The sequence below is a fragment of the Actinomadura kijaniata genome (assembly GCF_014138665.1).
Taxonomy (GTDB): domain Bacteria; phylum Actinomycetota; class Actinomycetes; order Streptosporangiales; family Streptosporangiaceae; genus Spirillospora; species Spirillospora kijaniata.
Genome location: NZ_JACJIA010000006.1, coordinates 487,568 through 507,078 on the forward strand (window position 1 = coordinate 487,568; position 19,511 = coordinate 507,078).

Annotated in this window: 22 protein-coding genes and 1 pseudogene; 12 read left to right on the forward strand and 11 right to left on the reverse strand. The window is 72.9% G+C overall.

The features are described from left to right. The first annotated feature begins 53 nt into the window (after positions 1–53). Together HNR61_RS25065 and HNR61_RS25070 are read left to right on the forward strand one after the other, a co-directional pair. Positions 54–935 (forward strand): NAD(P)-dependent oxidoreductase, encoded by an 882-nt coding sequence (locus HNR61_RS25065; RefSeq protein WP_182845595.1) that lies wholly within the window; start codon positions 54–56, stop codon positions 933–935. Positions 936–1,148: 213 nt separating this feature from the next. Continuing rightward, positions 1,149–1,442: a sulfurtransferase TusA family protein gene (locus HNR61_RS25070; RefSeq protein ID WP_182845596.1), complete on the forward strand. Its 294-nt coding sequence runs from the start codon at positions 1,149–1,151 to the stop codon at positions 1,440–1,442. A 28-nt stretch (positions 1,443–1,470) separates the two neighbouring features. Here the strand turns inward: HNR61_RS25070 and HNR61_RS25075 are convergent, their stop codons facing one another. Next, the gene (locus tag HNR61_RS25075) at positions 1,471–1,935 is read right to left on the reverse strand and encodes a MarR family winged helix-turn-helix transcriptional regulator (RefSeq protein WP_312898086.1); all 465 of its coding nucleotides are present in this window, start codon (positions 1,933–1,935) and stop codon (positions 1,471–1,473) included. Positions 1,936–2,028: 93 nt separating this feature from the next. Here HNR61_RS25075 and HNR61_RS25080 point away from each other — a divergent pair, with 93 nt between their 5' ends. Then, the gene (locus HNR61_RS25080) at positions 2,029–2,688 is read left to right on the forward strand and encodes a class I SAM-dependent methyltransferase (RefSeq protein WP_182845597.1); all 660 of its coding nucleotides are present in this window, start codon (positions 2,029–2,031) and stop codon (positions 2,686–2,688) included. Between the two features lie 33 nt (positions 2,689–2,721). On the opposite strand, the gene HNR61_RS25085 is transcribed toward HNR61_RS25080, so the two are convergent. From HNR61_RS25085 to HNR61_RS25105, 5 genes are all read right to left on the reverse strand, one after another. After that, on the reverse strand, positions 2,722–3,636 hold the full coding sequence (locus HNR61_RS25085; protein WP_182845598.1) for an amino acid ABC transporter permease: 915 nt from the start codon (positions 3,634–3,636) through the stop codon (positions 2,722–2,724). A gap of 27 nt (positions 3,637–3,663) precedes the next feature. Then, positions 3,664–4,338: an amino acid ABC transporter permease gene (locus tag HNR61_RS25090; RefSeq protein ID WP_182845599.1), complete on the reverse strand. Its 675-nt coding sequence runs from the start codon at positions 4,336–4,338 to the stop codon at positions 3,664–3,666. Between the two features lie 20 nt (positions 4,339–4,358). After that, positions 4,359–5,207 carry a glutamate ABC transporter substrate-binding protein gene (locus HNR61_RS25095; protein ID WP_220509739.1) on the reverse strand — a complete coding sequence of 283 codons (849 nt, stop codon included), beginning with the start codon at positions 5,205–5,207 and terminating at the stop codon, positions 4,359–4,361. An 80-nt stretch (positions 5,208–5,287) separates the two neighbouring features. After that, a complete protein-coding gene (locus HNR61_RS25100) occupies positions 5,288–5,836 on the reverse strand; it encodes a GNAT family N-acetyltransferase (RefSeq protein ID WP_182845600.1) in 549 nt (182 codons plus the stop codon). Positions 5,837–6,143: 307 nt separating this feature from the next. Then, positions 6,144–6,833, reverse strand: a complete 690-nt coding sequence (locus HNR61_RS25105) for a LysR family transcriptional regulator (protein ID WP_182845601.1) — start codon at positions 6,831–6,833, stop codon at positions 6,144–6,146. Between the two features lie 194 nt (positions 6,834–7,027). Here HNR61_RS25105 and HNR61_RS25110 point away from each other — a divergent pair, with 194 nt between their 5' ends. Both HNR61_RS25110 and HNR61_RS25115 read left to right on the forward strand, forming a co-directional pair. Further along, entirely contained in the window at positions 7,028–7,447 is a 420-nt protein-coding gene (locus HNR61_RS25110; RefSeq protein WP_182845602.1) for a PPOX class F420-dependent oxidoreductase, read from the forward strand. Positions 7,448–7,475: 28 nt separating this feature from the next. Continuing rightward, positions 7,476–7,916 (forward strand): TIGR03667 family PPOX class F420-dependent oxidoreductase, encoded by a 441-nt coding sequence (locus HNR61_RS25115; RefSeq protein WP_182845603.1) that lies wholly within the window; start codon positions 7,476–7,478, stop codon positions 7,914–7,916. Positions 7,917–7,973: 57 nt separating this feature from the next. Here HNR61_RS25115 and kdd read toward each other — a convergent pair whose 3' ends face one another. After that, positions 7,974–9,023 carry an L-erythro-3,5-diaminohexanoate dehydrogenase gene (gene kdd / locus HNR61_RS25120; protein WP_220509740.1) on the reverse strand — a complete coding sequence of 350 codons (1,050 nt, stop codon included), beginning with the start codon at positions 9,021–9,023 and terminating at the stop codon, positions 7,974–7,976. 140 nt (positions 9,024–9,163) lie between these two features. On the opposite strand from kdd, the gene HNR61_RS25125 reads away from it, so the two are divergent. From HNR61_RS25125 to HNR61_RS25140, 4 genes are all read left to right on the forward strand, one after another. Continuing rightward, positions 9,164–10,552, forward strand: a complete 1,389-nt coding sequence (locus HNR61_RS25125) for a KamA family radical SAM protein (protein WP_182845604.1) — start codon at positions 9,164–9,166, stop codon at positions 10,550–10,552. A gap of 234 nt (positions 10,553–10,786) precedes the next feature. Then, a complete protein-coding gene (locus HNR61_RS25130) occupies positions 10,787–11,524 on the forward strand; it encodes an iron-containing redox enzyme family protein (protein ID WP_182845605.1) in 738 nt (245 codons plus the stop codon). A 55-nt stretch (positions 11,525–11,579) separates the two neighbouring features. Then, positions 11,580–12,659: a DUF3616 domain-containing protein gene (locus tag HNR61_RS25135; RefSeq protein ID WP_182845606.1), complete on the forward strand. Its 1,080-nt coding sequence runs from the start codon at positions 11,580–11,582 to the stop codon at positions 12,657–12,659. Positions 12,660–12,735: 76 nt separating this feature from the next. Beyond that, entirely contained in the window at positions 12,736–13,950 is a 1,215-nt protein-coding gene (locus HNR61_RS25140; RefSeq protein WP_182845607.1) for an acyl-CoA dehydrogenase family protein, read from the forward strand. A gap of 41 nt (positions 13,951–13,991) precedes the next feature. Here the strand turns inward: HNR61_RS25140 and HNR61_RS25145 are convergent, their stop codons facing one another. Continuing rightward, positions 13,992–15,041 carry an aldo/keto reductase gene (locus tag HNR61_RS25145; RefSeq protein ID WP_182845608.1) on the reverse strand — a complete coding sequence of 350 codons (1,050 nt, stop codon included), beginning with the start codon at positions 15,039–15,041 and terminating at the stop codon, positions 13,992–13,994. An 85-nt stretch (positions 15,042–15,126) separates the two neighbouring features. Between HNR61_RS25145 and HNR61_RS25150 the strand changes: the two genes are divergently transcribed. From HNR61_RS25150 to HNR61_RS25160, 3 genes are all read left to right on the forward strand, one after another. Next, on the forward strand, positions 15,127–15,549 hold the full coding sequence (locus HNR61_RS25150; RefSeq protein ID WP_182845609.1) for a MerR family transcriptional regulator: 423 nt from the start codon (positions 15,127–15,129) through the stop codon (positions 15,547–15,549). Between the two features lie 127 nt (positions 15,550–15,676). Further along, positions 15,677–16,879, forward strand: coding sequence for a PP2C family protein-serine/threonine phosphatase (locus tag HNR61_RS25155; protein WP_220509741.1), 1,203 nt, complete (start codon positions 15,677–15,679; stop codon positions 16,877–16,879). 254 nt (positions 16,880–17,133) lie between these two features. Beyond that, complete coding sequence (locus HNR61_RS25160) at positions 17,134–17,346, forward strand: hypothetical protein (RefSeq protein ID WP_182845610.1); 213 nt, start codon at positions 17,134–17,136, stop codon at positions 17,344–17,346. An 84-nt stretch (positions 17,347–17,430) separates the two neighbouring features. Here the strand turns inward: HNR61_RS25160 and HNR61_RS25165 are convergent, their stop codons facing one another. The 3 genes and pseudogenes from HNR61_RS25165 to HNR61_RS25175 all read right to left on the reverse strand — a co-directional run. After that, on the reverse strand, positions 17,431–17,934 hold the full coding sequence (locus HNR61_RS25165; protein ID WP_182845611.1) for a GNAT family N-acetyltransferase: 504 nt from the start codon (positions 17,932–17,934) through the stop codon (positions 17,431–17,433). A 69-nt stretch (positions 17,935–18,003) separates the two neighbouring features. After that, positions 18,004–19,146 (reverse strand): MalY/PatB family protein, encoded by a 1,143-nt coding sequence (locus HNR61_RS25170; RefSeq protein WP_220509742.1) that lies wholly within the window; start codon positions 19,144–19,146, stop codon positions 18,004–18,006. A 204-nt stretch (positions 19,147–19,350) separates the two neighbouring features. Beyond that, positions 19,351–19,511 (reverse strand): annotated as a pseudogene (locus tag HNR61_RS25175) (IS5-like element ISMra2 family transposase); the annotation flags it as partial.

A 19,511-nucleotide genomic window follows, 5' to 3' on the forward strand; every position in this document is an offset into this window, starting at 1 on the left:
GATACTTCGAGTGAAACGTTACGTAACGTTTCATTCTGAACGGAGACCCCACCATGTTCGAGAACGAAGAGCGCGAACGGTCCGCGGTGTCGGTGGTCGGACTGGGCCAGATGGGCGCCCGGCTGGCTCAGGCGTTCCTCGCCGCCGGGCATCGCACCACCGTCTGGAACCGCACCCCGGCCAAGGCCGAGGCCCTCGCCGCGCGGGGCGCGGCGCGCGCGGACACCCTCGCCGGGGCGATCGCCGCCAGTCCGCTGGTGGTGGTCTGCCTGCCGGACTACGGGGTCGTGACGGACCTGCTCGCGGGCGCCGACCTGCGAGGACGCGTCCTGGTGAACCTGACCTCCGGCACCCCGCAGGAAGCCCGCCGGATGGCCGGCGGCATCGGCGCGGGCTACCTGGACGGCGCCGCCATGAGCGGGACCCGGCTGGTCGGGCGGCCCGAGGCGCTGTTCGTCTTCAGCGGCGACCCGGACGTCTTCGCCACGCACCGGCCGGTCCTGCGCAGCCTCGGCCAGGCCGTCCACCTGGGCGCCGACCCCGGCCTGGCCGCCGTGTACGACACCGCCCTGTTCGGCCTGGCCTGGGGGGCGCTCGCGGGCTTCCACCACGCCGTCGCGCTGACCGGCGCGGAGGGCGTCGCCCCCGAGGAGTTCGCCGCCGTGGCGACCGGGCACATGCCGTTCGTCACCTCGCTGATGACCGAGCACGCCCGCCAGGTCGCGAAGGGCGAGTACCCCGACGACGACGGCACCGTGGAGGTGCACGCCGCGGCGATGGAGCACCTGGTCCACACGAGCGCCGCCCTGGGCGTGCGCACCGACGTCCCGGAACTCGTCAAGGCGTTGCTGGACCGCGCGGCCGCCGCCGGGCACGGCGCCGACGGCATCGCCAGCGTCGTGGAGGCCATCGGGAACGCGACCGCGCGCGTTTGAGCCGAGGACGGCCCGGTCCACACGCCTCCTGCCGCCGACAGGGCGGCAGGGGGCGCGGCCCTCGCGCGGCCCTCGCGCGGCCCTACGCTGTCCCGAAGAACACTGGAGGTCGAGGGTGGGAGCTGTGACGCCGGTCGAACAGCCGCCGAAGGCGCGGACGCGCCACGCGTGCGCGCGGGTCGGAGGGGCCCTGTCCATCGTCACCGGTCCGGCATGAGCGCCCCGCCGGCCGAACCGGTCGTCATCGACGGCGGTGACCGCTCCTGCGTGCGGCTCCTGCTGGAGCTGCGGGGCAGGCTGGAGGCGCTGCCGGCCGGGACCCTGGTGCACCTGATCGCCACCGATCCGGCCGCGCCGCTGGACCTGGCCGCCTGGTGCCATCTGACCGGACATACCTATCTCGGGCCGCTCACCGGCTCCGGCACCGACCGCCCGGCCTACGCCCTGCGCGTGAGCGCGGCCGCCCGCGCCACCGACCCGGCCTCGCCCTGGCGGCCCCGGCCCTGAGCCGCCTCCGGCGCGACCGGGGCTCCCGTCAGGGGTCCTCCCGCCCGATCCGCGTGATCAGGTGGTCCGCGGTGGCCACGAACGCGGCCAGGTCCCCGTCCGGCACGCCGGCGAACAGGCGGGCGGCGCCCTGGTCGTACTCGGCGCGCAGCCCGCGTACGGTCGCCCGGCCCTTGTCGGTCAGCGCCACCAGCGTCGCCCGGCGGTCCTCGGGGTGCGGGCCGCGCGCCACGAACCCGTCGGCCTCCAGCGCGTCGACCAGGCCGGTCACGTTCCGCGGCGTCACCCCGATCGCGGTGGCCAGCGCCCGCTGCGTCATCGGTCCGCCGCCGTGCAGGTTCCACAGAACCGTGGCCCGCGCCCGCGACAGTCCCCGCGCGGCCAGCCCCCGTTCCATGTACCGGTGCGTCACGACCGCCAGGGTGAACAGCTTCTCCAGCGCGTGCCCGCTCTCCCCGGAATCCGCACCAGATTCATTGTGAATTCGCTTCACTATGTCGTAGCCTCCTTGCTTGGAGGGTAGTGCCCGCCACGGGCCCACCACGACCCCACCACGACCCCGCCACGACCCCGCGGAGGCGCGACGATGAACGCGACCACCAACGCCACCCGGCGGCGGCACCGGCTGTTCGCCCGCTGCTACGGCCGTCTCAGCCCGGCCATGGAGCAGGGCGTCGCCGAGCACCGCCGGACCCTCCTGCGGGCCGCCGCCGGGCACGTGCTGGAGGTCGGCGCCGGGGCCGGCGCCAACTTCGCCCACTACCCCACCGGGGTCACCCGGGTCCTGGCCGTGGAGCCCGAACCCCACCTGCGCCGCCTGGCCGACGCCGCCGCCCGCCAGGCCCCCGTCCCCGTCCGGGTCGTCGACGGCGTCGCCGAACGCCTGGAGGTCCCCGACGAGAGCTTCGACGCCGTCGTGGCCTGCCTGGTGCTGTGCTCGGTGGGCGACCGGCACGCCGCGCTGGCCGAGATGTTCCGCGTCCTGCGCCCCGGGGGCAGGCTGCACTTCTTCGAGCACGTCCCCGCCCGGACCCCGGGCCTGCGCCGCGTGCAGCGGGCCCTGGACGCCACCGTCTGGCCCCTGCTCAACGGCGGGTGCCACCTGGCCCCCGACACCCAGGCCGCCATCCAGCGCGCCGGGTTCCGCTACGACCGGCTCCACCACCTCAACTGGCCCGACACCCGCCCCCCGCTTCCCCCCTCGCCCCACATCCTGGGCGTCGCCATCCGCCCTCACCGCATGTGAACGCCCCTCCGCGGCGGACGGCTGCGGGAGCCGTCAGCGGTGACGGTCGCGGGGAGAGGCGGCAAGCGGCATGAGCACCTGCTCACCTGTTTCCGTGGTGGCGCCCGCCCTGGTCCCGGTGGTCCGGCGGCCTCGCCGGAGGCGGCGTTCGAGGGCGCCGGCGGCCCGGGTGGGCACCAGGTTGACCGCGATGAAGAGCAGGGCCACGACGGTGAGGGTGGCGATGGTGTTGGCGCCGTAGTTGGCGGTGATCACCCGGGTCTGCTGGAGGAGCTCGCCGAAGCCGAGCATCTCTCCGCCCAGGGCGGTGTCCTTGACCAGCACCACCAGTTGCGCGACCAGTGCCGGGAGCATCGCGGTGATCGCCTGCGGGAGCAGGATCCGCGTCATGACCTGGTGCTTGCGCAGGCCGAGAGAGTGGGCGGCGTCGCTCTGGCCCCGGGGCAGGGCCAGGATCCCGGCCCGGATGATCTCGGTGAGGACGGCGGCGTTGAACAGCGCCAGCGCGCTCACCACCGCCACCAGCGGCCGCCGCTCCGGCGCGAGCGGGGTGAACAGGGCGTAGGCCTGGTTGCACAGCAGCATCAGCATCAGCACCGGGATCGCCCGCAGCACGTCGACCAGGGCTCCGGCGGGGCCGGCGATCCAGCCGCGCCGCGACAGCCGCGCGATGGCCAGCGACACCCCCAGCGGCAACGCGGCCAGCATCGCCAGTGCGGCGGCGGTGAGGGTGTTGCCCAGGCCGGGCAGCAGGAACTCGGTCCACACCCGCGCGTCGTCGACGAACGGCCGCCATTTCTGCGCGGTGAGCTGGTTCCTGCCGGCCAGTGCCGCCAGGACCCACCAGCCCGCCGCCGCCAGGGCGGTGACGAACAGCAGACCGCACAGCCGGCTGCGGCGGCGGGCGCGCGGCCCCGGGGCGTCCCACAGCGCCCCGCCCTCGTTCATCGGCCCCGGTTCATCGTGCCGCCGCGCTCATCGGCGGACCGCCACGCGCCGGCCGACCCATCCGGCCAGCAGCCCCATCGGCAGGGTCAGGCAGACGAACCCGAAGGCGAACACCGCGAAGACCGCGAACACCGCGTGGCTCTCGTTCTCGATCATCTCCTTCATCAGCAGGGCCGCCTCGCCCACGCCGATCGCGGCGGCCACGCTGGTGTTCTTGGTCAGGGACATCAGCACGGTGGCCAGTGGCGCGATCATCGCGCGGAACGCCTGCGGCAGCACCACCAGCCCGAGGACCTGGGTGAAGCTCATGCCCAGGGCGCGGGCGGCCTCGGCCTGCCCGGCGGGCACGCTGTTGATCCCGGCGCGCAGGGACTCGCACACGAACGTGGCGGTGTAGGCGGCCAGCCCCAGCACCGCCAGCCGGAACCCGGCCTGCTTGGCGGTCTCGCCGCCCAGGGTCACCCCCAGGGTCTGGTGGAACCCCAGCGAGGCGGCCACGATGATCACGGTCAGCGGCGTGTTGCGCAGCACCGTCACATAGACCGCCGCGAACGCCCGCATGGAGGGCACCGGACCGACCCGCAGCCCGGCCAGCACGGTCCCCCACACCAGCGACCCGGCGGCGGAGTAGACCGCCAGCCGCAGCGTCACCCCGAACGCGGCCGGGAGGTCATAGGCTCCCAGGTCGGGGAGGTCCGTCACGGTCGCCACCGCGGACGCGCTCAGCCGGTCTCGGTGATCGGCGGAGGCGGCTCGTACCGGTATCCGGCGGGGCCGAAATGGCGTTCGGCGGACCGCCGCCAGGAGCCGTCCCTGGTCATCCGGGCCAACGCCTCGTTGACCTTCCGGCGCAGCTCGGCCCTGCCCTTCCTGATCCCGATGCCGTAGCGCTCGTCGCTGAGCCTGAGCCCGACCAGGCGGAACTTGCCCCGGTGCTGGGGCTGGGCGGTGAAACCGGCCAGGTTGGCGTCGTCGTTGGTCATCGCGTCGACCTCCCTGTTCTCCAGCCCGGTCAGGCACTCGGTGATGGTGCGGAACTCCTGGAGGTCGGCTCTGGGCGCTAGGCGGCGTTTCACGTTCTGCGCCGAGGTGGACCCGGTCGTGGAGCACAGCTTCCTGGAGTTCAGGTCGGTCGCCGAGGTGACGGAGGCGTCGTCGGCGCGTACCAGCAGATCCTGGTGGGCCAGGAAGTAGGGCCCGGCGAAGTCGACCTTCTGCTTGCGCTGGAGGGTGATGGTGTAGGTGGCCACCACCAGGTCCACGTCCCCGCGCACCAGCAGGTTCTCCCGTTCGGCCGACACCGCCTCCTTCCAGGTGATGCCGCCGGGCCTGACCCCGAGCCGGTCGGCGACGTAGGTGGCCACGTCGATGTCGAAGCCCGTGAAGCGCCCGCCGGGCCCCTTCAACGCCAGCCCCGGCTGGTCGTACCGCATCCCGATGACGATCCTGCCCTCGGCCAGCCGGTCGCCACCCGCACCACCGCAGGCACTGACGCCTCCCGCCGCCACCAGGCACAACGTGACGAGCCCCGCACCACTCCAGCCGGACAGCCGCACGCCTCTCTCCCTCACCGAAGGGATTCAACAGGGAAAACTGACAAACATGGCGACCCCGGTCAAGGGGGTCCCGGGGAGACGGGAGCCCGGTCGTTTCAGGCTCGGCCCAGGTCCTTGTGGTAGATGACGTGGTCGCAGGGCACGGCCAGCAGCGCCGCCAGCTCCGGGTACTGCTCCTCGATGGCGCCGTCGCGGGTCACGCGATAGCCGAGGCGCGTGTACCAGGCGTGAAGCGCCTGCTTGCCCGGGTGGGGCCGCCGCGTGGGGACCAGCGGTTCCAGGCGCATGGTGGTCAGTCCGCGTTCTCGGCTCAGCCGCTCGGCGAAGTCGACGAGCCGCCGTCCGACGCCGTGACCGCGATGGGCCGGGTCGGCGGCCAGCATGCCGAACCCCCCGACCCGTTCGTCCAGCGCCCGCACGCGGACGCAGCCGACGATCCGGCCGTCCAGGCGCGCCACGACGATCTCCCCCTGGCGGACCAGCCCGGCGACCTCGGGGGGCGTGATGCGAGCGGCGCCCGCCCGCCACAGCCCTTCCTCCGCCGCGGCGTACACCCGGTTGACCAGCGCGGCCACCTCCGCCGCCACCGCGGGGTCACGCGGGATCTCGATCCTCGGTGACACCGGTTCCGTCTGTGCGCCCATCCCGCCGCCCTCGCGCGTGTCCGTTTCCGCCCTCCCACGGTGCCGCCCGGGCCGGGGGCCGATCAACGGCGTTCCGCTCATGCCAGTGTGAAGCCGCGCTTCACCCTCCGGGGGGGCGGACCGTCCCGCGTGCCACCCGGGCGAAGGCGTGGATCGCCCCGGCCTCCGCGCCCGCCCGCCCGCCACACCAGGGCGCTCCGGGCCGGTGGCAGGCCCCGGAGGGGAACGTGGGTCACCCCGGGAAAGGGCATGTACACGGCGGCGGAGGCGACGGTGGGGTGGACCACCGCGCCCCGCGCGACCAGGGTCAGGGCCTCCACCGCGTTGTCCACCCGGCCGCGCCGCGCGATCGGGTTCCCGGCGGGGGTGACGCGGGGAACGAGCATGTCACGGGCCGGTGCGGGGAGGCCGGGCCTCGCGATGACGGCGCAGTCCGCCAGATCCTCCAGGTGGGCGCGCCCCGCACGGCCAGCACCCGGTCCTCACAGGTGAGGACCGGCCCGACGGCCATGTCGGGGCAGCCGAGCGGCAGCCAGCTCGCCACCAGCTCCAGGTCGCCGCGGCGCAGCTCCTCCAGCCCCCGCGCCACCGAGGGGTCCCTGATCACCACCCTGCCGCCGGGGTGGCGTTCCTCGTACGACCGGATGATCTCGGCGATCGCGGGGCCCCCGACCAACTGGCTGTACAACCCCAGCCGCAGCTCGCCGGTCACCCCTCCCGCCGCGCTCCGCGCCTCCTCGACCACCCGGTTCAGCTCGTCGTACACCGGCAGCAGCCCGTCGCGCAGGCGCTCGCCCAGCGGGGTGAGCCGGACCCTGCGGCTGGTGCGGTCCACCGGCCGCCCGCCGATCTGGCGTTCCATCGCCTGGAGCGTCTGGCTGATCCGTGTCGGGGACAGGCGGAGCCGCTCCCCACCCGGCCGAAGTGCAGTGCTTCGGCCAGCACCAGGAACACCCTGATCTCTCGGACCTCCATGGCCGCCTCCCGGATGCGCCACCGTTGGACGCGACGCCGTTGTCAGCCCTGACTACCAGCCTGCACGGCAATCCCCACTCGCCTAGGCCATGCGAGCGGAGGGACCTCGGCGCAGGCCGCCGGGCTCTGAGATCATGCAATTCATCATATTCACTAACGAATTTCCGTCGAAACCATTCACTGGACCGAACGGTTCCGGCTTGCCATAGTGATCACATGACCTCCGCTCCCACGATCGAGCCGGACCCGCGTCTCGTACGGGTCCTGGACGCCCCCGTCTTCGCCACGGTGGCCACCATCAACCCCGACGGCACCCCGCAGCAGTCCGTGGTCTGGATCGGGCGCGACGGCTCCGACCTGCTGTTCGTCGCCGCCGCCGACAGCCGCAAGCACAAGAACCTGAGCCGCGACCCCCGCGTGAGCGTACTGGTCAACCCGCCCGAGGCCCCCTACACCAGCGCCGTGCTCAAGGGCGTCGCGACGCTGGAGCCGACCGGCGGCCGGCGGCTTCTCGACCGGCTGTCCTTCAAGTACCACGGCCGTGGCTACCGGGACGCCCATCCCGAGTCCGCCGCCGACCTGGGCGAGCTGGTCACGGTGCGCGTCACCGTCAACAAGATCGTCAGCAACGTCTGAACCGCGTCCGGCGAAGGAGCACACGACCATGGACAACGACACCATCCCGGAGTCGACCGACCTCGGCCGGCGCGCGCACCGGCGGCTGCGGACCGAGCCCGTCGTCTGGCTGACCACCGTCGGCCGGGACGGCACGCCCCAGCCCAACCCCGTCTGGTTCGTCTGGGAGGACGACGCCGAGGGCGGCGCCGTCCTGACCTACACCCAGGCCGACGCGCACCGGCTCGCCCACATCCGGCGCAGCCCCCGGGTCTCCCTCCACTTCGACTCCAACGGCCAGGGCGGGGACATCGTCGTGCTCACCGGCCACGCGCAGATCCTCACCGACCATCCCGCCGCCTCCGAGCACCCGCCCTACCTGGACAAGTACCGGGAGGGCATCGCACGGCTGAGCGGCACCCCCGAGGCGTTCGCCGCCCGCTACTCCGTCCCCGTGCGCATCCGCCCCACCAAACTCCGGGGCTTCTGACCGAGCCACCGCCACGGCCGCACGCCGGCCGTCACCGCACGGCCCGGGCGGGTCCGGTCATCCTGCCGGGTCCGCCTCGGCCCTGGTGGTGAACAGCTCGCGGACCGCCGGGACCGAACGCAGCAGTTCCAGCGCCATGTCGGCGTGCCCGGGCACATAGCCGTTGCCGACCAGCATCGTCACGTCGGCGGCCAGGCCCTCGGCGCCCAGCGCGGCGGCCGAGAACGAGGTCGCCATCGAGAAGAACACCACCGTGCCGCCCGGCGCGGTCGCCAGGATCGCCCCGTGCTCGCAGCCGGGAACGTCCACGCACACCACCGTCACGTCGGCGGGCTCCCCCAGCGCGGCGGCGACCGCGATCGGGTCGCGGGCGTCGGCGCGCACCACCCGGTCGGCCAGGCCCGTGGCGGCCAGCCGGGTCTCCTCCTCGGCGGTCGGCACCAGGCCGATCACGCGGCGCGCCCCGGCGCGGCGGGCGGCGGCCAGCGACAGCGACCCGCTCTTGCCCGCCGCGCCCAGCACCGCCACCACCGGGTCGGCCAGGCCGCCCACCACGCGGTGGGTCAGCGCGGGCGCGCCGCACACGTCCATCACCGACAGGGCGAGGGGCACCGGCAGGTCGTCCGGCAGCACCGCGGCGATGGAACGGGCGAACAGGATCGCGTGCCCGTCGCAGGGCACCTGCTCGGAACGGCCGTCCCAGCGCGCCAGCCCGTCCTCGATCCGCAGCGGGGTCAGCGTCAGCGACACCAGCGTGGCGATCCGGTCCCCCGGCTTCAGGCCCAGCGGCGAGTCGGGGCCGGCCTCCTCGACGGTCCCCACCAGCATCCCGCCCGACCCGGTGACCGGGTTGTGCATCTTGCCGCGCTCCCGGATGATCCCGGCGACCTCGCGGCGGATCGCGTCGGGGTCGCCGCCGTGCGCGGTGTGCAGCTGCCGGTAGGAGGCGGCGTCCAGGTTGAGCCGCTCCACCCGCACCCGCACCTCGTCGGGCCCGATCCGCGGATCGGGGTCCAACCGCAGCGCCGCCTGCGGCAGCACCCCCGCCGGCTCCAGCACGCGGTGCAGCCCCACCGCGGTTCCCGCCCCGCCACGACGATCGATCATCCCGCGTCCCGTCCTGACCCTGGTGTCCGATTCGAGACCCGGATATCTTCCGGGTCCACTCTGGTTTAGACGAAATTCTTCCCGTAACGTCGGTCATATACAAGACTTTTGTGATGCCGCATCGCGAGGAGGGGTCAACGATGACCACTGTCCTGCACCCGCAGTCCGGGACGACCCGGCCGCGCGCCGACGACCCCGGCCAGCCCTACGCCTACCAGCGGCGCCCCCTGGTGGAACCGGACTGGCGGCGCTTCCCCGGATGGCGCGACGTCACCGAGGACGAGTGGCGTTCGGCCCAGTGGCAGCGCGTCCACTGCGTCAAGAACATCCGGCAGCTGCGGCGGGTGATGGGCGACCTGCTCGACGAGGCGTTCTACACCGACCTGGAACGCGACCAGACCGAGCGCGCCACCATGTCGATGCTGGTGCCGCCGCAGATGCTCAACACCATGGACGTCTCCTCCACCGAGGCGTTCTACGCCGACCCGGTGCGCCGCTACATGATCCCGGTGCTGTCGGACCGCCGCACCGACTGGCCCTCCCACCCCTACGCCGCCCGCGACTCGCTGCACGAGGCCGAGATGTGGGCGGTGGAGGGGCTGACCCACCGCTACCCCACCAAGGTGCTGGCCGAGCTGCTGCCCACCTGCCCCCAGTACTGCGGCCACTGCACCCGCATGGACCTGGTCGGTAACTCCACCCCCACCGTCGACAAGCACAAGTTCACCATCAAGCCCACCGACCGGCACGAGGCGATGCTGGACTACCTGCGCCGCTCCCCCGGCGTGCGCGACGTGGTGGTCTCCGGCGGCGACGTGGCCAACCTGCCCTGGCCCCGCCTGGAGTCGTTCGTGGCGGCGCTGCTGGACATCGACAACATCCGCGACATCCGCCTGGCCTCCAAGGCGCTGATGGGCCTGCCCCAGCACTGGCTCCAGGACGAGGTCCGCGCCGGGATGGAGCGCCTGGCGACCAAGGCCGGCGCGCGCGGCGTGCAGATCGCCATCCACACCCACGTCAACGCCGCCCAGTCGGTGACCCCGCTGGTCGCCGAGGCCGCCCGCGCCATGCTCGCCACCGGCATCCGCGACGTGCGCAACCAGGGCGTGCTGCTGCGCGGCGTCAACGACACCCCCGCCGCGCTGCTGGACCTGTCGTTCGCGCTGCTCGACGAGGCGGGGATCCTGCCCTACTACCTCTACATGTGCGACATGATCCCGGCCAGCGAGCACTGGCGGCTGGCGGTGTGGGAGGCCCAGGAGCTCCAGCACGCGATCATGGGCTACCTGCCGGGGTTCGCCACCCCGCGCATCGTGTGCGACGTGCCCTACGTCGGCAAGCGGTGGGTCCACCAGGTCACCGAGTACGACCGCGAGCGCGGCATCTCCTACTGGACCAAGAACTACCGCACCGGCCTGGAGGCCACCGACCCGGACGCGCTGACCCGGCGCTACGAGTACTACGACCCGATCCACACGCTTCCGGGAGCGGGGCGGGAGTGGTGGGCGCACCGCCCGGAGGCCGGGTGAGCGTCACCGCCCGCGTCCTTTACGTTGTAGATCAATAGTGGTTCCTCCCCTCGATCGGGGGTGGCGGGCCCGGCCTGCGGGCGGGGCCCGCCGTCCGGCGGGGCTTGACACGCCTGGTGACCGACCTGTCCTACTTCGGTCATGATCGGAACTGTCGCCGGGGCGGGCGGCGACGCAACATGGTTGCGAACACGAGGCCGTTACGGAAAGTCGCCAACATCCGCGAGGAGAACCATGCGCCTTCAGCCCGCCGCCGCCGTCGAGGAGGTCCAGAGCCTCGCCGACGGCCTGTCCGACCATCCCGCGCTGGACAACGCCTTCTTCCGGCACTGGATGTCGGGGCCGCTCCCCTACCCGCAGGTGGAGGTCTTCGCCCGCGAGTTCCACGCCCGCACCGTCGACGCCATGCTGATGGCGGCGCTGGCCGTCCTGCACGCCGACGACCTCGACGACCGCGTGGAACGTGTCAAGCACCTCTACACCGAGTACGGCAGCGGCGACGCCGCCAAGGCGCACCTGCTCCTGCAGGAGCACATGCTGACCGACCTGCTCGGGCGGTTGCGCGGCGCCCCCTACACCCGCGAGGAGCTGCGCGCCGCCGACCCGCTGCCGGGGACCCGCGCGTTCACCCAGGGCCGCCGCGCGCTGTTCACCGACGACGACCGGCGCGTGGTGCAGGGCGCCCTGCTGGCACAGGAGCTGCTGGCCCACCCCTCGCCGGTACGGCTGTACGAGGGGCTGCGCCACTACCGCGACCTGTACGACGTGGACGGCTTCCACCGGATGAGCGAGTACTTCTACGTGCACATCTGCGAGGCCGCCAAGATCGACCCGGCGCGGGCGGTGCGGTCGGCGGCCGCCGTGTGCCGGGACGGGGCGGACCTGGCGCGGCTGCGCGAGGGCTTCGACGGATTGCTGGACCTGACGGCCGGGTACTGGGACACGGTGTACCGGGCGATGCTGGCCGCCTGACGCCGGCCGCTCCCATATGTCCGGTACCTACCCGGACATATGGGAGCATCTGCGCATGATCGTGGAACGCAGGGTCGAGCTGCGGTTCGGCATGGAGAGCCGGCAGGCCGAGACGCACACCAACCTGTCCGCCGTGCGCCAGGACGGGCGCTGCCTGTGGGTGGCCGGGGACGAGACCGCCACCGTCGAGCGGCTGACCGCCCGGACCGACGCGGCGGGCCGGGTCACCGCCTACGACGACGAGCGCTCGGTGGCGCTGGCCGACCTGGTCGAGCTGCCCGCCGGGCGCGACGAGGAGGCCGACATCGAGGGCCTGGCCAGCAGCGACGGCTGGCTGTGGGCGATCGGCTCGCACAGCCTCAAGCGCAAGAAGGTCAAGCCCGGCCAGTCCGACGCCAAGGCCCGCAGGCGGCTGGCCAGCGTCGTGCGCGAGGAGAACCGGTTCATCCTGGTGCGGATGCCGCTGGTCACCGGCGAGGACGGGCTGCCCGAGCCGGTGCGCGCCGACGGCGACCGCACCGCCGCGGTGCTGGGCGGCCGGGGCGACTCCCTCACCGACCTGCTCGCCTACGACCCGCACCTGGCGCCGTTCCTGCCGATCCCCAGCAAGGACAACGGCATCGACGTCGAGGGCGTCGCGGCCCAGGGCGACCGGATCTTCGTGGGGCTGCGCGGGCCGGTGCTGCGCGGCTGGGCCGTGGTGATCGAGCTGCGGCTCGGCACCCACCCCCGGGACCCGCACCGGCTGGAGGCGCTGCCGGTCGGCGACGGCGGGCGGCGGTACCGGACCCACTTCCTGGACCTGGGCGGCCTCGGCATCCGCGACCTGTGCCCCGACGGCGACGACCTGCTGGTCCTCACCGGCCCGACCATGGACCTGGACGGCCCGGTGCGGGTAGTGCGCTGGCCCGGCTCGGCCCACCTGGAGGCCCCCGGCGTGGTGCCCGCCGGCGAGCTGCCCCCGGTGGGCGAGCTGCCCTACGGCGACGGCGACGACCACGCCGAGGGCATCGCGGTCCTGGACGAGGGGAACGGCGCCGGGCCGAGGCTCCTGGTCGTCTACGACTCCCCCGCCGAGTCGCGGCAGACCGACGGCGGCGGCATCCTCGCCGACGTGGTGTCGTTCGACAAGTGACCGCTCCCCGGTAAGTGCTCGCTTTCATCTTCTGCTTGGATGGGCACCCTGTCGGCGAGCCGAAGGGAAGACGAGCATGATCGAATGGTCGGCGGAAGACGTGATGATCCGCGACGCGGTGCGGGGCTGGATCGACGCGGAGGTCCGGCCGCGGCTGGACGCGCTGGACTCGGGCGAGCTGCCGCCCTACGACCTGCTGCGCGACCTGTTCAAGACGTTCGGCATGGACGAGATGGCGCGGCAGTCGTTCCAGGCCCGCATCGCCCGTGAGGAACGCGGCGACACCGGGGATGCCGGGGAGTCCGGGGACCGGCCCGGCGGCGGCGATCCGGCGATGAGCATGCTGCCGGTGATCGAGCTGTGCAAGGTCGCGCCCGGCCTGGTGTCGGCGATGGGCGTCAGCCTCGGCCTGGCCGCCGGGACCATCATGAAGCGCGGCGACCTGGAGCAGAAGCGGCGCTGGGGGCTGGACCTGCTGACGTTCGACAAGATCGGCGCGTGGGCGATCACCGAGCCGAACTCCGGGTCCGACGCGTTCGGCGGGATGCAGGCCACCGCCCGCCGGGACGGCGACGGGTACGTCCTCAACGGGTCCAAGACGTTCATCACCAACGGCCCCCACGCCGACACGATCGTCTTCTACTGCAAGCTCGACGACGGCCGCGACCCGCGCGACCGCGAGATCCTGACGTTCGTGCTGGACCGCGGCATGCCGGGCCTGGAGCAGTCCCGGCCGCTGCGCAAGATGGGCCTGCACTCCTCCCCCACCGGCGAGCTGTTCCTCAACGACGTGCGCGCCGGGGAGGACCGGCTGCTGAGGTCCGGCTCCGGGAGCGGCAAGGACTCGGCCCGGCAGAACTTCGTCACCGAACGCGCCGGGGTCGCCGCCATGGCCCTCGGCGTCATCGAGGAGTGCCTGCGCCTGTCGGTGGACTACGCCCGGAAGCGCGAGCTGTGGGGGCAGCCCATCGGCGACTTCCAGCTCATCCAGCTCAAGCTGGCCAGGATGGAGGTCGCCCGCCTCAACGTGCAGAACCTGGTGTTCCGCCACATCGAGATGGCCAGGAAGGGCCGCACCCCGACCCTGGCCGAGGCGTCGGCGATGAAGCTGTACGCCGCCCAGGCCGCCTCCGAGGTGGCGATGGAGGCGGTGCAGCTGTTCGGCGGCAACGGCTACATGTCCGAGTACCGGGTCGAGCAGCTGGCCCGCGACGCCAAGTCGTTCCAGATCTACGCGGGCACCGACGAGATCCAGGTGACCCATATCGCCCGCGACCTGCTGTCCCGCTGATCCCCGCGCGGGGCGTCGCGGGCCGCGACGCCCCGGCCCGGTCAGCCCGCCGCGCGTTCGGCCGGCGGGCGGCGGCGCAGCGCCGGGTCCGCCAGCGCGGGCGGCGTCCAGGCGCCGTCGGCCCGGTACAGGTCCGTGCCGGGCGGGACGATCTCGTCGACGCGGTCCAGCACGTCGTCGTCCAGCACCAGCGACGCGCCCGCCAGCAGCGAGGTCAGCTGCTCCATGGTGCGCGGCCCGATGATGACCGAGGTCACCGCGGGGTGGGCGGCGGCGAACGCCACGGCCAGCTCCGGCAGCGTGCAGCCGATCTCCTCCGCCAGCGCGGCCAGCTCCTCCACCGCGTCGTACTTGGCCGCGTTCCCCGGCAGCGACGGGTCGAAGCGGTGCGGGGTGAGCCGGGGACGGCCGCTGGTCAGGTCGACCTCCGCGCCGCGCCGGTAGCGGCCCGACAGGAACCCCGACGCCAGCGGGCTCCACGTCAGCACGCCCATCCCGTACCGCTCGCAGACGGGCAGCACCTCGGTCTCCGCCCCGCGCGCCAGCAGCGAGTAGGGCGGCTGCTCGGTGCGGAACCGGTACAGGCCGCGCCGCTCGGCGACGTGGTGCGCCTCCACGATCTCCGAGGCCGGGAACGTCGAGCACCCGAACGCCCGGATCTTCCCCGCCCGCACCAGGTCGGTGAGGGCCCCCAGGGTCTCCTCCACGTCGGTGTGCCGGTCGGGCCGGTGCACCTGGTACAGGTCGATCCGGTCGGTGTCCAGCCGCCGTAGGCTGTCCTCCACCGCCCGCACGATCCAGCGCCGCGAGTTGCCGCCCCGGTTCGGCCCCTCCCCCATCGGGAAGTGGACCTTGGTGGCCAGCACGACGTCGTCGCGCCGTCCCCGCAGGGCCCTGCCGACGATCTCCTCCGACTCCCCGGCCGAGTACATGTCGGCGGTGTCGACGAAGTTGATCCCCGCGTCGAGCGCGGCGTGCACGATCCGCGCGCAGTCGTCGTGGTCGGGGTTGCCGACCGCGCCGAACATCATCGCCCCCAGACAGTGGGCGCTCACCTCGATGCCGGTGTTCCCGAGATACCGATAGCGCATGGCAGCCTGCTCCTTCGCGGTCGTCGTGGCCGCGTCGCAGCCTAGGATCTGGAGTCGGCTCCAGATCAAGTCCTATGCTGGCCGCATGTCCTCCCCGCCCCCGGGCATCGGCATCGGCGAGATGTCGCGGCGCACCGGCCTGAGCATCGACACCCTGCGGTTCTACGAACGCGAGGGCCTCCTGCTGGGCCGGGTCCGGCGGACCGTCGGCGGCACCCGCCGCTACCACGAGGGCGACGTCGAGTGGATCGGCATGTGCGTGGTGCTGCGCGCCGCCGGGATGCCGCTGCCCGACATCCGCCGCTACACCGAGCTGGTGCGCGCCGGGGAGGGCAACGAGGCCGAGCGGCTCGCCCTGCTGCGCGAGCACCGCGAGCGGATCGCCGGGCGGATGGAGCGGCTGTCCCGCTGCCTGGACCTGGTCGACCACAAGGTCGCCGTCTACGAGGACCTGCTGGACCCCGACACCCCCGTCACCGGATGCGCGCCGCCGCCCGCGGCCCGGTGACCGCCGGGTCGTTCCGGGCCGGGCGGACGTCCGCCGAGGTCAGGAGGACCGCCCGCCATGCGTTCCCTGCACGAACAGGTGTTCCAATAGTGAACGGTGCGACTACAGTTGGCCGCATGGAGCACTGTTGAGCGCACTGGCGGACATCGCCCGCAGGCTGGAGAACATCCAGGCCATCACCGACGAGGCGCTCGCGCACATGGACGTCGAGGAGTTCCTGGACGCCCTGCTCGACCGCGTCCGCCAGGTCCTGGACGTCGACACCGCCGTGGTGCTCCTGCTCGACCGCCAGGGGCGGTTCCTGGAGGCGACGGCCGCGCGCGGCATCGAGGAGGAGGTCACCCAGGCGGCCCACGTCCCCGTGGGCAAGGGGTTCGCCGGGCGGGTCGCCGCCGAACGGCGTCCGGTCTACATCGAGGACGTGGCGAGCGCCGGTGTGTTCAACCCGCTCCTGGTCCAGCGGGGCCTGCGGTCACTGCTGGGGGTCCCGCTCGTCGCCGGCGGCACGCTGGTGGGGGTGCTGCACGTGGGCACGCTCACCACCCGCCGCTTCACCAGGGACGAGACCGAACTGCTCCAGCTGGCGGCCGCGCGCGTGGCGCTGACGGTCCACGCCCTGCTCACCCGGGACGAACGCGCCGGCGCCCGGGAGCTGCAACGCAGCCTGGTGCCCGCCGCGCCCCCGACCGTCCCCGGCGCCGGGCTGGCCGCGCGCTACCGTCCCGGCACGGCCAGCGTGGGCGGGGACTGGTACGACGTGTTCTCCCTCCCCTCGGGCGAGACCGGCGTCGTCATCGGCGACGTGGCCGGGCACGGCCTGTCGGCCGCGGTGGTGATGGGACGCATGCGCAGCGCGCTGCGGGCCTACGCGCTGGAGAGCGACGACCCGGCCGAGGTGCTGGCCAGGCTCAGCCGCAAGATGCAGCATTTCGAGCCCGACGCGATGGCGACCGTGCTGTACGCGGTGTGCGCCCCCGACCTGAGCGAGGTCCGGGTGTCCTCGGCCGGCCACTACGCGCCGGTCCTCGCCGTCCCCGGCTCCGCGGCACGTCCCCTCGACCTCAAGACCGACGTCCTGATCGGCTGGGGCGAGGACGTCCCCCGGCAGACCACGGCCTTCCCCCTCCCGCCGGGCGCCCTGCTGTGCTTCTACACCGACGGGCTGGTGGAACGGCGCGGCGGCAACGTCATGGACGGCATCGCCCGGCTGTGCGAGGCGGTGTACGCCGGCCCGCCCGAGGAGGTGGGCGCCGCGGTCATGTCGGCCCTCATCGGCCGCCGGAGCGCCGAGGACGACGTCGCCGTGCTCCTGCTGCGCCGCACCGGCTGAGGCCGCGAAAGGCGAGACCACCGTCGCGCGCCGGACGCGCGGTGACCCGCCGGTGCCCGGAAGCGCTCATGGACGAGCCGGAGCGACCGGCCGGCCGCACCACGCCCTGGCGGCCGTCCGCGCACTGATGCGGGCGATCCTCAAGAGCGGGAATCCCCGAAGATCATCGCGTCGGCTCGACAGCTGTTGTGATCGCCTGGACGTCGCCGCATTGAAATGATCTTCGGCAATTGGTCCAGCGAGAGGAGCCGCGGATGCGTGTTCGGAAGGTCCTGATGGGCGCGGGTGTCGCCGCCATGGTGATCGGCGGGTTCAGCGTTGCCGCCGAGGCGGCGGCCTGGAAGCCGTGGGGTCTCTACGGCAGCAAGCGGGCCTGCGTGGATGCGGGCCAGCAGTACGTGCGGGAGAACTTCGACGCCTACAAGTGCACCGAGCAGCCGGGCGGCTACATGCTCTGGCTCAAGTGACGGGCTCCTGAGACCGGGAGGCTGCCTTCGATCCCCTGGGTGATCGCCGGAACGGGCCGAAGGCAGCCTCTCGGGGGCGTTCGTCTACTCGATCTCGCGTTCGCCTTCTTCGGTCCTGAAGGTGCGGAAGCCTCGGCGGTGGTAGTTGGGCAGGGCGTTCGGGTGGTCCAGCGACGAGGTGTGCAGCCAGACCCTCGTCACCGCGGGGGCCAGTTCCCAGGCCTGCCGGATCGCGAGCGTCAGCGCGTATCCGCCCAGGCCCTTGCCGACGAACTCCGGCAGGAGCCCGAAGGTCTCGATCTCCACATCGCCGCCGGGACGAAGGTCGTAGGAGGCCATGCCCGCGGGGACGCCCTCGAATCTCAGCAGCCGGAACGCGCGGTCCGGGCATCGGGCGAACCAGTCGGCCCATTCCCGCCCGGTGCGGCTCGCGCTCTCCCAGCCGTAGGGGGCGCCGATCCGGGCCTGCAACTCGACGACCAGCGGAGAGTCCCGGTCCAGGGGCTCCAGGGTCAGATCGGGCACCCGGACCGCCGGATCGAGCTGGTCACGGGCCGTCATCTCGACATACGTCACGATCTCCGTCACCGGCGCAGGTTACGTGGTCCGCGGTTCGCTGATCAATGACGCGCGAGGGCCGACGCCCCCGGGTCGGCCTCACGGCAGGGCGCCCGCCATGCGGACGACGGCCTGCTCCAGCAGTTCGGGAGAGCAGCCGAAGTTCAGGCGGGCGTGCCCCTCGCCGTGCGGGCCGAAGGTGGGGCCCGATGACAGGGCGACGCGCCCGCGTTCGAGGAACACCTGCGCGGGGTCGGGTCCCAGGTCCAGGGCGGTGCAGTCCAGCCAGGCCAGGTAGGACGCCTTGGGCTCGGGGAAGGTGACGCCGGGCAGGTGCTCGGCGAGCAGGTCACGGAGCAGGGCCGCGTTGGCCGCCAGGGAGTGGTTGAGCCGGTCGAGCCAGGAGTCCTCGTGGGTGAACGCGGCGATGGAGGCGACCATGCCCAGGATGCCCACGCCCCAGGGGACCTGTTCGGGAAGCCGGGTGAGCACGTGGCGCTGGGCGTCGGCGACCGCGACCGCGCACTTGAGGCCGGCGAGGTTGAAGGCCTTGGACGCGCTGGTGAAAGCGATCCCCGTCGCGGCGGCCTCCTCCCCCAGCGTCAGGTACGGGTGGACCGGCTGCCCCGGATGGGCCATCGGGGCGTGGATCTCGTCCGACAGCACCACCGCGCCGTGCCGTTCGGCGATCCGGGCCAGCGCCCGCAGCTCGTCGGGCCCGTGGATGCGGCCGAACGGATTGTGCGGGTGGCACAACAGCACCACACGGGTGCCGTCTCGCAGCGCGCGTTCGACGCCGTCGAGGTCGATCCGCCCGCCGCGTTCCCGCTCGACCAGCGGCACCGGGACCGCGGCGACTCCGGCCTGGTCGAGCCATGGGTAGAAGGAGGGATACACCGGCGGCATGATCACCACACCGTCGCCGGGCCGCGTGAGCAGGCGTATCACCTCGATGACGCCCACGCCGACGTCGGCGAAGGTGGTCACGGCGCCGGGCTCGATGTGCCAGTTCCAGTGCCGCGCGGCGAATCCCCGGAACGCCTCCACCAGTGCGCCCCTGTCACCGAAGTACCCGGTGTCGGAGAGGTCCACCGCCTCGTGCAGCGCGGCCGCGACGCTGGACGGCAGGCGCACGTCCATCTCGGCCACGGGCAGGGGCAGCACGTCGGAGGGGTGGAGGGTCCACTTGGCGCTGCGCCTTCGCCGCAGCTCGGAGAGCGGAACATCGAAAATCGACTTCACTTTACGATCTTCGCATATCACCCCCTGGCCGCCATGCGGCGCGTCGCCCCTCCCTGCGGATGATCACCTTCCCGGCCGATGCCCTTGACCGCAAACAAGATCACCTCGGCGACCGCCGCGCGGGCGATCGTCGGGGGTGCGGATGGTGCCGGACCATCGGGCCGGGGAGCTTCCTCGGTCGCGACCTAGGTCGTGTCCGGTGGATCACGATGTGATCCAGAGCAGGGTGCTGACCAGGGTGACGGCTGCTTGGTAGTGCGCGGCGAGTTTGTCATAGCGGGTGGCGATGCCGCGCCATTGCTTGAGCCGGTTGATGCAGCGCTCCACGACGTTGCGGCGCCGGTAGGCGGCGGGGTCAAACACTG

What these genes read in the sequence shown, in the direction of transcription:
- HNR61_RS25065 (WP_182845595.1), top strand. Translation starts at nt 54, where the DNA reads ATGTTCGAGAACGAAGAGCGCGAACGGTCCGCGGTGTCGGTGGTCGGA.
- HNR61_RS25070 (WP_182845596.1), top strand. Translation starts at nt 1,149, where the DNA reads ATGAGCGCCCCGCCGGCCGAACCGGTCGTCATCGACGGCGGTGACCGC.
- HNR61_RS25080 (WP_182845597.1), top strand. Translation starts at nt 2,029, where the DNA reads ATGAACGCGACCACCAACGCCACCCGGCGGCGGCACCGGCTGTTCGCC.
- HNR61_RS25085 (WP_182845598.1), bottom strand. Translation starts at nt 3,636, where the DNA reads ATGAACGAGGGCGGGGCGCTGTGGGACGCCCCGGGGCCGCGCGCCCGC.
- HNR61_RS25100 (WP_182845600.1), bottom strand. Translation starts at nt 5,836, where the DNA reads ATGGGCGCACAGACGGAACCGGTGTCACCGAGGATCGAGATCCCGCGT.
- HNR61_RS25110 (WP_182845602.1), top strand. Translation starts at nt 7,028, where the DNA reads ATGACCTCCGCTCCCACGATCGAGCCGGACCCGCGTCTCGTACGGGTC.
- HNR61_RS25115 (WP_182845603.1), top strand. Translation starts at nt 7,476, where the DNA reads ATGGACAACGACACCATCCCGGAGTCGACCGACCTCGGCCGGCGCGCG.
- kdd (WP_220509740.1), bottom strand. Translation starts at nt 9,023, where the DNA reads ATGATCGATCGTCGTGGCGGGGCGGGAACCGCGGTGGGGCTGCACCGC.
- HNR61_RS25125 (WP_182845604.1), top strand. Translation starts at nt 9,164, where the DNA reads ATGACCACTGTCCTGCACCCGCAGTCCGGGACGACCCGGCCGCGCGCC.
- HNR61_RS25130 (WP_182845605.1), top strand. Translation starts at nt 10,787, where the DNA reads ATGCGCCTTCAGCCCGCCGCCGCCGTCGAGGAGGTCCAGAGCCTCGCC.
- HNR61_RS25135 (WP_182845606.1), top strand. Translation starts at nt 11,580, where the DNA reads ATGATCGTGGAACGCAGGGTCGAGCTGCGGTTCGGCATGGAGAGCCGG.
- HNR61_RS25140 (WP_182845607.1), top strand. Translation starts at nt 12,736, where the DNA reads ATGATCGAATGGTCGGCGGAAGACGTGATGATCCGCGACGCGGTGCGG.
- HNR61_RS25145 (WP_182845608.1), bottom strand. Translation starts at nt 15,041, where the DNA reads ATGCGCTATCGGTATCTCGGGAACACCGGCATCGAGGTGAGCGCCCAC.
- HNR61_RS25150 (WP_182845609.1), top strand. Translation starts at nt 15,127, where the DNA reads ATGTCCTCCCCGCCCCCGGGCATCGGCATCGGCGAGATGTCGCGGCGC.
- HNR61_RS25160 (WP_182845610.1), top strand. Translation starts at nt 17,134, where the DNA reads ATGCGTGTTCGGAAGGTCCTGATGGGCGCGGGTGTCGCCGCCATGGTG.